Origin of the sequence: Halobacillus sp. GSS1 (genome assembly GCF_017307035.1) — a bacterium.
Taxonomy (GTDB): Bacteria; Bacillota; Bacilli; order Bacillales; family Halobacillaceae; genus Halobacillus; species Halobacillus litoralis.
The window spans coordinates 219,861-233,197 of sequence record NZ_JAFLHE010000004.1 but is presented as its reverse complement, the minus strand read 5'-3'; the positions used below and the strand labels follow the sequence as shown (position 1 = coordinate 233,197).

The 13,337-nt window shown below is 45.5% G+C and carries 11 protein-coding genes; 1 reads left to right on the top strand and 10 read right to left on the bottom strand.

Translation table 11 applies throughout. From position 1 onward, the window contains the following. Window positions 1-587 precede the first annotated feature (587 nt). The 9 genes from J0K78_RS11350 to pruA form a co-directional block, all read right to left on the bottom strand. Window positions 588-875 (bottom strand): YkvS family protein, encoded by a 288-nt coding sequence (locus J0K78_RS11350; RefSeq protein WP_206947052.1) that lies wholly within the window; start codon window positions 873-875, stop codon window positions 588-590. A 407-nt stretch (window positions 876-1,282) separates the two neighbouring features. Beyond that, window positions 1,283-2,665 (bottom strand): 23S rRNA (uracil(1939)-C(5))-methyltransferase RlmD, encoded by a 1,383-nt coding sequence (rlmD, locus tag J0K78_RS11345; protein WP_206947050.1) that lies wholly within the window; start codon window positions 2,663-2,665, stop codon window positions 1,283-1,285. A gap of 142 nt (window positions 2,666-2,807) precedes the next feature. After that, complete coding sequence (locus J0K78_RS11340; protein ID WP_160913944.1) at window positions 2,808-3,728, bottom strand: diacylglycerol kinase; 921 nt, start codon at window positions 3,726-3,728, stop codon at window positions 2,808-2,810. Between the two features lie 155 nt (window positions 3,729-3,883). Further along, window positions 3,884-5,314, bottom strand: a complete 1,431-nt coding sequence (gene gatB, locus J0K78_RS11335) for an Asp-tRNA(Asn)/Glu-tRNA(Gln) amidotransferase subunit GatB (RefSeq protein ID WP_160913942.1) — start codon at window positions 5,312-5,314, stop codon at window positions 3,884-3,886. Next, the gene (gene gatA, locus J0K78_RS11330; RefSeq protein WP_206947048.1) at window positions 5,314-6,783 is read right to left on the bottom strand and encodes an Asp-tRNA(Asn)/Glu-tRNA(Gln) amidotransferase subunit GatA; all 1,470 of its coding nucleotides are present in this window, start codon (window positions 6,781-6,783) and stop codon (window positions 5,314-5,316) included. The genes gatB and gatA overlap by 1 nt, the downstream gene beginning before the upstream one ends. Before the next feature lie 12 nt (window positions 6,784-6,795). After that, window positions 6,796-7,086 carry an Asp-tRNA(Asn)/Glu-tRNA(Gln) amidotransferase subunit GatC gene (gene gatC, locus J0K78_RS11325; RefSeq protein ID WP_206947047.1) on the bottom strand — a complete coding sequence of 97 codons (291 nt, stop codon included), beginning with the start codon at window positions 7,084-7,086 and terminating at the stop codon, window positions 6,796-6,798. Between the two features lie 283 nt (window positions 7,087-7,369). Further along, window positions 7,370-8,881 carry a sodium/proline symporter PutP gene (gene putP / locus J0K78_RS11320; RefSeq protein ID WP_206947045.1) on the bottom strand — a complete coding sequence of 504 codons (1,512 nt, stop codon included), beginning with the start codon at window positions 8,879-8,881 and terminating at the stop codon, window positions 7,370-7,372. Between the two features lie 6 nt (window positions 8,882-8,887). Then, window positions 8,888-9,013: a hypothetical protein gene (locus tag J0K78_RS20175; protein ID WP_255534807.1), complete on the bottom strand. Its 126-nt coding sequence runs from the start codon at window positions 9,011-9,013 to the stop codon at window positions 8,888-8,890. Between the two features lie 363 nt (window positions 9,014-9,376). Further along, on the bottom strand, window positions 9,377-10,927 hold the full coding sequence (gene pruA, locus J0K78_RS11315) for an L-glutamate gamma-semialdehyde dehydrogenase (protein ID WP_160913936.1): 1,551 nt from the start codon (window positions 10,925-10,927) through the stop codon (window positions 9,377-9,379). Between the two features lie 374 nt (window positions 10,928-11,301). Here pruA and J0K78_RS11310 point away from each other — a divergent pair, with 374 nt between their 5' ends. Beyond that, entirely contained in the window at window positions 11,302-12,111 is an 810-nt protein-coding gene (locus J0K78_RS11310) for a ZIP family metal transporter (protein WP_206947043.1), read from the top strand. A 42-nt stretch (window positions 12,112-12,153) separates the two neighbouring features. Here the strand turns inward: J0K78_RS11310 and J0K78_RS11305 are convergent, their stop codons facing one another. Then, window positions 12,154-13,299, bottom strand: a complete 1,146-nt coding sequence (locus tag J0K78_RS11305; protein WP_206947041.1) for a CamS family sex pheromone protein — start codon at window positions 13,297-13,299, stop codon at window positions 12,154-12,156. Between the last annotated feature and the right edge of the window lie 38 nt (window positions 13,300-13,337).

The window sequence follows — 13,337 nt, the reverse complement described above, 5'->3', positions numbered from 1 at the left end:
GAGAAAGCACCAGCTAAGGGAATGCTCTTTGTTTCCTTACTCCTCCCTCGATTTAACTTCAGAAGGGAATCATCGTACCAAGACTTCCCCGCCACCTACACTCTGTAGGCAGCTTTATCACCTGCCCCTTTCAAGACGGGATGTTCACCCTGATTGTACAGATGAACCTTCTTTCATCGGCTGTGATTTTCGTTCGTTTGGAAACGAACTCGCGATGGTTGAGCCACCTAAGTTGTTTATTTGTTTTTGCTATCTTCTTTACACTCTTATTATATCACTATTTACCGATTGTACCGAAGTTAGTTGTGTCAACATTGTAAACGTTTACTATTAGTATTAACTCTTGCGCTTAGTTAACTCCTCAAAAAACCTACTTGGCATGAATGGTTATGGCAGATAAAAAATGTGAAGTGATGTTTACGTTATTCAAAGGTGATGCCTGACAACCGCTATGGCAATGATTTAACACAGTGGGATCCTTCCCGAATTTGTGATGTTTGTTTCCGATCCGCTCATCCTTTCCCACACTAAGAAAAGAGCATCACCCTTGATAAAGGTGATGCTCTTATATATTACTATTGTTGAACTTACACGTCGCGACGTTTTTTAATGCTGTAGTTTGTATGAGCAACAACGGTTTTTTCAAAATCTAAATTACGCTCGTGAAAATCATCCATAATAGTCATGTCGCAAACGACGGAGTTTTGTAAATTAGCAGAAGTTACGACAGCTTCAAACTGTTGGCCGTCTTTTTGGAAAGTTATAATATCGCCTACGGTTGCTTTATCCTCTTCTTTTACTTTCTGTTCTTCTTCCGATTCTTTCTTTTTAAACGCAGCATCAACTAAACCTTTGCTTATATTTTCATCAGCCATGAGAAATTCCCCTTCCTAGTGAGTGAATGTAATGTAGTTTTTGTAGTTTCGCTTTCGTTGGTGTCAAGATTCTGGCCAAGGGTTTCCTTATCTATACCCTTAATCAAGTGCCCTCATTCACCTTAGAGTATTACTCTATCACGATTATTTTTTATAAGAATGGGAAAACACTTCCTATATAAAGTTACCCTGCACTTCAAAAAATATAACATGTAAAAAACAGGCCGGTTGTTGTGTGGTTACCTCCCCAAACACAACAACCGGTCCTATAGGCTTAAGAATTTACTTTCACTTCATTCATCCTTCTCCACTACTCTCTCTACTCTACTGTCACAGTTCTTTGGTAAAGACAACCACAGTTTGTTCGCTTCCACTTCAAAAAACCCCTTAAGAAATACTACTGAGATTTACTTTTCTTTCTTCTCCAGCCAAGTCACACACTCCACATGACTAGTCTGCGGGAACATATCGACAGGCTGAACTTCCTTTGTCTCATACCCACCGTCTTCAAGAATACGCAAGTCACGCGCAAGCGTCGAAGGATTACAGGAAACATAAACAATACGCTCCGGTTCCATATCCAGCATCGCCTTCAACAGCTCTTCGTCACAACCCTTACGCGGAGGATCGACAACGATAACATCCGGACGCAGTCCCTGGTTGCGCCACCACGGCATGAGCTCTTCCGCTTGTCCCACATAGAATTCTGCGTTCTCCATCTTGTTCAGACGCGCATTTTTCTTTGCATCAGTAACAGCTTCAGGAACGATTTCTACGCCGTACACTTTCTTCGCTTTTTGAGCGAGGAACAAGGAAATGGTTCCAATACCGCAGTAAGCGTCAATGACGGTCTCCCCACCTCTTAAATCGGCATAGTCTAGCGCCTGGTCATAAAGTTTCTTCGTCTGGGTCGGGTTGACCTGGTAGAACGACTTCGGTGAGATCATGAATCGGATATCTCCGATCGTGTCATAAATGTACTCATCGCCCCAGATGATATTCGTTTCTTTTCCAAGGATGACGTTTGTTTTCGCACTGTTGACGTTATGAACAATCGACTTCACGTTTGGAAAAGCATCGCGGATCTCATCGATCATTTTGTCCTTGTGCGGAAGCTTTTTCGTCTTTGTGACGAGAACGATCATGATGTCCTTTGTATTCTGACCGGTACGGACCATGATGTGTCTCAGCACGCCGCGATGGCTCTGTTCATCATAGGCATCGATTCCGTGTTTGGATGCGATGCGGCGGACGGTTTCGACCATGCGATCGTTCATTTCGTCCTGGATCAGGCATGTGTCCATGTCGATGATATTGTGGCTTCGTTTCTGGTAGAAGCCTGTCATCAGTTCACCGTCTTCCTTTTGACCGACAGGAATCTGGACTTTGTTGCGGTAACGCCACGGGTCCTCCATGCCAACCGTCGGGTGGACAGGGACATGTTCGAGGTGACCGATTTTCTTCATGTTATCCTTTACTTGCTTCTGTTTCATATCGAGCTGCATTTGATAGCTCATGTGCTGAAGCTGACAGCCGCCACACTGATAAAACACATCACATGGGGGCTCGACGCGATCTTCACTTGCTTCTGTCACTTTCACCAGCTTGCCAAAGCCGAAGTTCTTTTTCACTTTGATGACTTTTACTTCCGCCTTTTCACCTGGAAGGCCATACGGTACGAAAAGTGGATAGCCATCGACTTTCCCTACCCCATTGCCTTCGTGGGTCAAATCTTCAAAGCTGAGTTCGATCGTCTCGTTCTTCTGTACCGGCGGTTTTGGTTTCGCCATTGTTCATCCGTCCTTTATCGCTTTATCTATATACTCTACATGTAGTTTATCATATCTCTAAGTGCGGAGTCGCCCCGGTGGCTATGTACTCCCCTTAAACAAAACAAAAGAACGCCACTGTCTCACACAGCAGCGCTCCCCATTATTCTTCTTCGTCAGCTTCTTCTTCTTTGAATATATCTTCTGGGACAAAAAAGTCCAGATGTCTGTATAAATTGACAAATTCCCCGGGCAATAATCCACCGAATTCCCCGTCAATATTCAACTGCATCTTTTCATCTGTCTTCACTTTCACACGGCTTGCGGTCGTGTGGATGAATTTCGGGTGATTCAAGTGGTTGCCTTGGATGGCGAGTGTCGCTAAGCGGACGAATTCTGCGATGTTCATTTTTTCAATGATCATCAGGTCGAAAAGTCCGTCATCCATACGGGCAGATGGCGCCAGTTTTTCAAGGCCGCCGACAGAGTTGGTGTTACTGACGAGGAAAAGCATGATCTCGCCTTCATACCATTTGCCGTCATACTCCATCTCGACATAAGTCGGACGAATGGATGGCAGCATCTCGATACCTTTTAAGTAGTAGGCGAGTTGCCCAATCATTGTTTTCAGCTTACTTGGTACTTCGTAAGAGATTTCTGTTATTTTACCGCCACCGGCGATGTTCATGAAATATTGGTCGTTGACACGGCCGATATCGAGCGGATGGCTGTAGCCTTCCAGGATGATATCCACCGCTTTATGAATGTTTCTAGGCACGTGTAAAGCACGGGCGAAATCGTTCGTTGTCCCGACTGGAATGATGCCGACTTTCGGTTTGTGTGGTTTTTCGGCAAGTCCGTTGATCACTTCATTGATGGTTCCGTCTCCCCCTGCAGCGACGACAAGATCGAATTCACGATCGACGGCGTATTCTGCTGCTTTGACGGCGTCACCCGCACATGTTGTGGCATGAGTGGAGGTTTCGTAACCGGACTGTTCGAACCGTTGCAAAATGTCCGGGAGAACCTTGCGTATGACTTCTCTTCCAGAGGTCGGGTTATATATAATTCGGGCACTTTTCATCGTGTATGACCCCCTTTTCTATCCAAGCATGTTCCATTCTACATCATAGCGCTTTTTCCTGGATTTGCAAACCATTTCTATAGTATATGATGGCAAGTCCTAAACCATACGAAAGCACGCACCAGCAAGTGCGTGCTTTCTTGTAATTTAAGCGTTTAGCGCTTTTCCATTTCTGCAAGGATGATCTTGTTGACCATCGGCGGGTTCGCTTGTCCTTTGGTTTCTTTCATTACCTGACCGACAAGGAATCCAAGGGCTTTGTCTTTTCCGTTCTTGAAGTCTTCGATGGACTGCGGGTTGTTGTCCATGATGCCGACGACGATTTCGGTCAGCTGGCCTTCGTCGGAAATCTGAACAAGTCCTTTATCCTTAACGATCTTCTCAGGATCGCCGCCTTTTTCTACTAGCTCTGTGAAGACCTTCTTCGCGATCTTGGAACTGATTGTTCCGTCTTCGATCAACTGGATCATCTTCGCAAGAGAAGCCGGCGTTAGCTCAAGCTCATGAAGTTCTTTATAGTGCTTGTTCATGTAAGCAGAAACTTCACCCATCAACCAGTTGGATGCCTGCTTGATGTCCGCTCCTTCGGCAATGGTTTCTTCGAAGAAATCGGAAAGCTCTTTGTTGTTTGTCAGAACCATCGCATCGTATTCTGGAAGCTTCAGTTCTTCAATGTAACGCTTCTTACGGGCATCTGGAAGCTCAGGAATTTCAGCACGGATGCGTTCTTTCCAAGCTTCATCGATGTGTAGTGGAACTAGATCCGGCTCTGGGAAATAACGATAATCGTCAGAACCTTCTTTGACACGCATCAGAATCGTTTCTTTCGTCTGCTCATCGTAACGACGAGTTTCCTGAAGGATTTCTCCTCCGGAAAGCAATTCTTTCTGCTGACGCTTCTCTTCGAATTCCAGTCCTTTTTGTACAAAGGAGAAGGAGTTCAAGTTCTTAAGCTCTGTCTTCGTTCCGAACTCTTCCTGACCGATCGGGCGGATGGAAAGGTTGGCGTCACAACGTAGGGATCCTTCTTCCATCTTACAGTCGGAAACGCCTGTGTACTGGATGATGTTTTTCAATGCTTCCAAGTACGCGTACGCTTCTTTCGGTGAACGGATGTCCGGCTCAGATACGATCTCAACGAGCGGAGTACCTTGACGGTTATAGTCGACAAGGGAGTATCCGTCATCGCTGTGTGTCAGCTTACCAGCATCTTCTTCCATGTGAAGACGGGTAATACCGATACGCTTCTTCTTGCCATCGACTTCGATATCGATGTAGCCATTTTCACCGATCGGCTTGTCAAACTGGGAGATTTGATAAGCTTTCGGGTTGTCAGGGTAAAAGTAGTTTTTACGGTCGAACTTCGTGTCTGTCGCGATGTCGCAGTTCAATGCCATCGATGCCTTCATCGCGAAGTTGACGGCTTCTTCGTTCAACACCGGCAGCACACCTGGGTACCCAAGGTCGATCGGGTTCACGTTCGTATTTGGATCATCTCCGAACATGTTCGGAGACGGGCTGAAAATTTTCGAGTCTGTTTTCAATTCTACGTGGACTTCAAGTCCGATAATCGTTTCAAAGTTCATTAGCGCGCACCTCCAAGGGACGGGCGTTGTTTATGATAATCAGTCGCCTGTTCGAAGGCATGAGCGGCACGGTAAACGGTACCTTCATCAAAGTGTTTTCCGATAATCTGAAGGCCGATCGGAAGACCGTCTCCAGAGAAACCGCATGGGATGGAGATTCCTGGTACGCCTGCAAGGTTAACCGGAATCGTCAAAATATCGTTCGCATACATCGTCATTGGATCATCGACTTTGTCCCCAACTTTGAAGGCAGGTGTCGGTGTTGTCGGCCCGATGATGACATCGTAGTCTTCGAACACTTTTTCAAAGTCGTTCTTGATCAATGTACGAACCTGCTGGGCTTTCTTGTAATACGCATCGTAATACCCGGAGCTCAAGGCGAATGTTCCAAGCATGATCCGGCGCTTCACTTCGTCACCGAAGCCTTCTGCACGGGAACGCTTGAACATATCGAGCATGTTCTTCGCATCTTCGGCACGCTTACCATAACGGACACCGTCGAAACGGGCCAGGTTCGCAGATGCTTCAGAAGACGAAATCAGGTAGTACGTGGATAGCGCGTACTTGGAGTGAGGAAGAGAAACTTCTTCCCAAGTCGCTCCCATTTTTTCATATTCTTTAAGAGCAGCTTTGACTGCTTCTTTTACTTCTTCAGAAACCCCTTCAGAAAGGTATTCTTTCGGTACACCGATCTTCATGCCTTTCACATCACCAGTCAGAGACGCGGTGTACTTCGGCACTTCAACGTTGGCAGAAGTAGAATCCATCTTGTCATGACCAGCAATCGTTTCAAGCAAGAACGCATTGTCTTCGACGCTGCGAGTGATTGGTCCGATCTGATCAAGAGAAGATGCGAATGCAATCAGTCCGAAACGGGACACACGGCCGTAAGTCGGCTTCAATCCGACCACACCACAATAAGCGGCTGGCTGGCGGATCGAACCACCGGTATCAGAACCTAGAGAATAAGGTACTTCTCCTGCGGCTACAGCTGCGGCAGAACCACCACTGGATCCACCTGGAACGTAATCGGTATTCCAAGGGTTACGAGCCGCTGCGTAGCTTGAGTTTTCGTTGGAAGAACCCATGGCGAACTCGTCCATGTTCAATTTTCCGATCGTGACGGACTTGGCATCATTCAGTTTGTTGACAACGGTCGCGTCATACAATGGATCATCCAGGTTAGAGAGAATCTGGCTTCCTGCTGTTGTACGCAGTCCTTTTGTTACGATGTTATCTTTCACACCAATTGGCAGTCCGAAGAGCTTTGCATCATTGTTGCCGCGCTCCTGGTCAAGTTCTGCCGCCTGCTTCGTCGCTGCTTCTTTATTCAGCGTGATGAAGGCCTGGACTTCGTCGTCCACTTCTTCGATTCGTTTGTAAGATTCCTCTACTAAATCTGTGACAGAAATCTCTTTATTATGTAGCTTCTCTTGAAGCTCACGTAATGTATAGTCAAATAAAGACATCGTCGAACCTCCTTATTCCAATACGGATGGTACTTTGAACTGTCCATCCTGCTTGTCTGGTGCATTTTTCAGTGCATCATCCTGAGAAATCCATTTCTTCGGCTCGTCCTTACGCATAACGTTCTTCAAATCAAGAACGTGGGTCGTAGGCTCGACACCTGTTGTATCTATTTCATTCAACTGTTCCGCATACGTGATGATGTCATCAAGCTGCTTCGTGAATGTCGTTGCTTCTTCTTCCGTGATCGCAAGGCGCGCGAGATTCGCGACGTGCTTCACTTCCTCTTTGCTAATTCTGGACATAATGCGACCTCCATTTCGATCTCACATAATATATGATCATACCAAATATCAGAATCCATTTTCAACGTACGGATACACCTTTCTTAGTTTAACACATCAGAAGGGCGCTGTCTTATCGCGAAAGTTTCCTCTTGCTGAGAGTGTTTCCGTTAATTTCAAACGTGCTTGAAGGTCTGGGGAATCACTCGCTTTCCATGGGCGTACAGTGAGCTTCCTCGGGCTAAATGCCCTGAAACAAAAAAATTCCCGGCCAAGAGACCGGGAATTTTTAATGAAGAACTTCTTACATTTTCGTAACTTTATCAAATTCTTCAGCAATATCTTTCGGTGGCGTACCAGAAAGACTGACAAGAATAGCGACAAGTCCACCTAGTATGAAACCAGGTACGATTTCATAAAGGTCGAAGAATCCGCCACTCAGGAAGTCTCCCCAAATGACAACGGTAACGGCACCGACGATGATTCCTGAAAGCGCACCATTACGTGTGATGCCTTTCCAGAATAGGGACAGAATGATAACGGGACCAAATGCGGCACCGAAACCTGCCCATGCGTAGGATACAAGACCAAGAACGGTACTGTCCGGGTTACCTGCAAGAAGCACGGCGATCAAGGCTATACCGGCTACGGCAGCACGACCAACCCATACCAATTCTTTTTCCGTAGCGTTCTGACGGAACAGTGCTTTATAGAAGTCCTCTGCAAGTGCAGAAGAAGATACAAGCAACTGAGAGTCAATGGTACTCATGATAGCAGAAAGGATCGCTGCTAGTAGGATACCGGCAATGACAGGGTGGAACAGGATTTGAGAGAACGTGATGAAAATTTTCTCAGAGTCGACAAGCATCTGGATGCCGCCTTCTGTCATCACTTCTGCGTTGAATGTAGAAAGATCAGCTACATCTGCTGTGTTGATGTAAGCAAGTCCGAATAGACCTGTGAAGATGGCACCGTATAGACCTAGAACCATCCAGCCGATACCGATCAAGCGTGCTTTTGGAACGTCCTTAGGAGAACGTAGAGCCATGAAACGTACAAGGATGTGCGGCTGACCGAAGTAACCAAGTCCCCAGGCAAGAGAAGATAGGATCGCAAGGGCACCGACACCTTGAACCATGTTCAAGTGAGATGGATCGATTTGGGCTACTGCATCTGTCGCAGCATTCCAACCACCAAGTTCAGAAATCGCAACAATTGGTACAGCGATTAAGGCAAAGAACATCAGGATACCTTGAACAAAGTCTGTCCAACTTACGGCTAGGAATCCACCTAAGAAAGTGTAAGAAATAGTAACAATTGCGCCTAACCATAGAGCCTGTGTATAGCTCAAAGCAAAGGAAGCTTCAAACAGCTTCGCACCGGCAACCATACCGGAAGATGTATAGAAGGTGAAGAATAAAAGAATGACAGCTGCAGAAATGACACGTAACACGTGGGAATGGTCACGGAAGCGGTTCTCAAGATAGTCTGGAACAGTAATCGAGTCATTTGCAATCTCCGTAAACACACGAAGTCGGCGTGCGACGAACTGCCAGTTTAAGTATGCACCAATAGCTAGACCGACACCGATCCAAGCTGCGGATAGTCCTCCAGCATAAATCGCGCCCGGCAAACCAAGCAGCAACCAACCACTCATGTCGGATGCACCGGCAGATAGCGCGGCAACTCCTGGACCTAAACGACGACCACCTAAGACATAGTCAGATAAATCACTTGTAAGACGATATGCAGCAAAACCGATTCCCAGCATACCGATTAAATAGACAATAAACGTTATTAACGTAGCAGTACTCATGTTTTGTTATTCGCTCCTCTCAGTGAATAGTGTAATGATAGATAGAATGATTAAAATTGGCATTGGTACAAATAACCAGAACCATGTTGCTCCAGCGATGGATGCTGATGTTGCAGTAGCGAGTTCAAACACATTTCCACCTCCCAAATGTTGGTTTATACAATCCTATGCAAATCGTACCGACGCATGGTTCTTAAGTCATATTGACTTAAAAAAACCAAACACAGGTACAACTATATCATATAACTTTTATACGAACATTGCAAAAATTGTGTGAATAGGTCATAATTGAATGTTTATTCGTTTATATAGTATAAAAATACATATATGTGACATTTTTATGATATTCATTCACAAAATTTATTTTAAAAAATTTTAGAGGTCATAGAAAATTGGGGAAATGTTCCCTTTTCCCTACAGCGTTAGTATGTTCCATTTTTCATGAAAAAATCCCTTTCCACATACATGTGGAAGAGGGATTTTTTGGTCGTTCTATTACAGCATTTCAGACGTTGTTTTTCCTTGCATATGATGAATAAGGTAATCAGGACCACCGGCTTTTGAATCCGTTCCTGACATGTTGAAGCCACCGAATGGATGATAACCTACGATTGCAGCCGTACACCCGCGGTTGAAGTACAAATTCCCGACATGGAAGTCATCGCGTGCCTTTTCAATATGCTCGCGATTGTTGGAAATAACAGCTCCTGTTAAGCCGTAGTCGGTGTTGTTTGCGAACTGAATCGCTTCATCAAAAGATTTCGCCTTCGTGAAACCTACAACAGGACCGAAGATTTCCTCCTGCATGAGACGAGCATCCGGAGCAAGGTCAGCAAAAACAGTCGGCGCGACGAACCAGCCTTTGCTGTCGTCTCCTTTGCCGCCTGTCATTAACCTTCCTTCTTCCTTACCGATTCCGATATAACTCATAATCTTATCATAAGCGCCCTGGTCGATCACCGGTCCCATGTAGTTGCTGTTATCGGTTGGATCTCCATAGTTTACTTGTTCCTTTGTCTTCTGAACGACTCGATCCAGCAGCTCATCATACACATCTTCATGAGCAATGACACGGGAACAGGCGGAACACTTTTGGCCGGAGAAACCGAAAGCCGAATACGTAATCGCATCTGCCGCAAGCTCAAGGTCAGAATCACTGTCTACAACAATGGTATCTTTCCCGCCCATTTCAATGATGGTACGCTTCAACCACTTTTGGCCTTCGTGAACTTTTGCGGCACGCTCGAATAAACGGGTACCCACTTCACGGGAACCTGTAAAGCTTACAAAACGCGTACGAGGGTGATCGACAAGATAGTCGCCGACTTCTTTACCGCTTCCCGGGATGTAGTTGATGACCCCTTTCGGCAGTCCAGCTTCCTCTAAAACTTCCATCATTTTATAAGCGATGATCGGAGTTGCACTCGCCGGCTTCAGAAGCACCGTATTCCCGGATACCATTGCGGCAACCGTTGTTCCGCACATGATAGCAAACAGGAAGTTCCAAGGAGAAATGACCACCCCTACTCCAAGCGGGATGTAATGGAACCTGTTATTTTCAATCGGACGTGAATTGATTTCCACGCCTTTATCAATTTCAAGCATCTGCCGCCCATAATACTCCATGAAGTCGATTGCTTCTGCTGTGTCCGCATCCGCTTCCTTCCATGGTTTTCCGCCTTCTTTGACAAGGTGTGCCGTGAACTCATGCTTACGACGGCGGACGATCGCTGCCGCGCGGAAGAGGATGTCTGCACGGAACTTCGCTTTCGTCTTTCTCCACCAGTCAAACGTCTCATCTGCCACTTGGTGAGCTTTCTCAGCAAGATCCTGGTTCGCTTTCGACACATAGCCGATGACTTCTTTCTTGTTAGCCGGATTAACGACCTTGATCTTGTCATCCGTGACAATTCTCTCCCCACCGATGATGAGAGGGTACTCTTTTCCAAGGTCCGCTTCTACCTGCTTAATTGCCGCCTGCAGAGCTTTCCGATTTTCTTCCACTGTGAAATCAGTAAATGGTTCGTGTTTGTAAGGGACTACCATGAAAAACCGCCTCCTTGAAAAGTAAGATGGGTGACGCTATGTAATAGTTTGAAAATTACCACATTAAGCGTTTCCATAACTATTCTATCGTAACGGTGAATCTAGTTCAATCGATTGAGACGGATTTGAAGCGATATATTTATATATAGGCTATTGAATGCCATCCATTGGATCTATACTCTAAAATTCTTGTTTTTAATCACATTTTGTCGAATATTGTTATAAACCATGCTTTGTTATTTATCATGAAACCCATTTCCTATTTACCTCAATCTTGTTATTTGACGAATAAAATACACGCCTATAAAATGGTCATGTCAATATTTTTTGCCTTAATACAAAAATTAAAGTCTCATTCAGAGGTGTGTGTTACTATGATTGAACTTTTAAAAGAGTTAAACCCCGTACTACAGGCTCTTTTGGGCACGTTATTTACATGGGGCATGACCGCTCTTGGTGCCTCTCTTGTCTTTTTCGTAAAAGGTTCGAATCAAAAATTCCTTGATAGTATGCTTGCCTTTGCTGGCGGGGTTATGATTGCGGCAAGCTATTGGTCGCTTCTAGCTCCAGCCATCGAAATGTCTTCAGAGGGACCTGTTCCTTCCTGGGTCCCCGCTGCTGTAGGCTTTTTATTAGGTGGAGCCCTGTTGCTCCTCATCGACCGCATGCTGCCTGCATTAGATACGGATCGTTATTTATATGATATTAAAGATGAGAAGGCGAAAAACCGAACCGCACTTCTCGTCTTTTCCATGACTCTTCATAATATTCCAGAAGGCCTGGCAGTCGGCGTTGCGTTTGGAGCATTAGCTTCTAATGGAACCGAAGCCACTCTAGCTGGAGCAGTAGCCCTTGCCATCGGAATTGGCATACAGAATTTCCCTGAAGGAACAGCGGTGTCTATGCCTCTTCACCGTGATGGGATGGGAAAAAAGAAGAGTTTTCTATTCGGACAATTTTCCGGCATGGTTGAACCCATGGCCGCTGTCATCGGCGCTTTTGCTGTTATTGCCATTGAGCCGATTCTGCCTTATGCTTTGAGTTTTGCGGCAGGAGCGATGATTTTTGTTGTAGCTAAAGAAATCATTCCTGGTTCCCATGAGAAAGGGAACGTGAATCTGGCTTCCATCAGTCTTATGCTTGGTTTCACTGTCATGATGACGCTGGATGTTGCTCTCGGATGATAGAAAAAAGACCACACGGGATTTTCCTGTGCGGTCTTTTTATTATTCATACACATGAACGAAAGGTTCCTGCTCGCCGGCTTTTTTAACGATCAGGCTTTCCGGTTCATCCATACTGTGGATATTCACTTGAACATTGTAATGGTCTGCAAACATTTCGTTTACAAGACTGTACACATATTGTGTGAAACCGACAACTTCCGATTCAGATTGGAACTGGATCGGTATTTCAATCGATACTTCGCGAAGGTCGTTATTGACATAAAATCCATTGGCAATCATCCCTACGAAGTTTGGGAAGTAGTCGGAAACTTCTTTTCGGAAGTCTGAAAAGATCTGTGAATCATCGAAGTGATCGTCTTCTGCTTCTTTGGAAGGAAACAGCACGTGCTTTTCATCGATGTTATCCCAACCATTGATGGTAAGGTCAGATCCTTTGACATACGTTTTACTTAAAAACTTGCCTGGAACTTTCGAACTTGCTTCCTCTTCTTCATATAAGGCGAATACGACCGGTACACCGTTGAGCTCTTCTCTTTCCCGAATCCGCTTCAAAATCTCTCCTGCGTATTCCTTCCCTTTTTGAAGGAGTTCTTCGGTCGAGTGGTCCTCAGAAAAGCTTCGGTCCTCAGCGGTAAAGTTGTAGACGGTTCTCAATGAGATCCCGATGGTCAACCCTCTCAATTCCACCTTGTTTTCATCTTGTCTGACTAAGTAATTCTGCTCGATGATATTTGATATATAACGGGGGCTTTCACGAAACTCTTCTTCGGTCGCTTCATCTTCGTTAAGCTCGGGATTCAAGCCGTCTTCATTGCCCCCGCTCTCCCTGCCTAACCACCGGAGCAGCGTATCACCTTCAAAGTATTGTCCCGGCTGGAAAAAATACTTATCTGGATCGAAGTATTCTTTGGAATGACGGCGAAGGCCGCTTTCGAATTCATCAATGTCCATCCGGTTCCCCATCTGGTTCGTCGTCACCGCACGTGCCGTTGAAACCTTCGGACTACTCTCTGTCAGAATCATCCGGTAATCCTGCTCCGACATATTGTAGTTCGGGATGATGGCAGATTGATTATTTTTTTCATCTTTCGTTTCTTGTATGACTTCTTCTCTATTGTCAAAAACGGGCGTACACGCGCTTACGACGAGCAAAGAACTAAGCAACAGTGCGTGCATCTTCCTCATGCTTTCCACTCCCTTAATGAGACCAGCCGGAGCGCGTA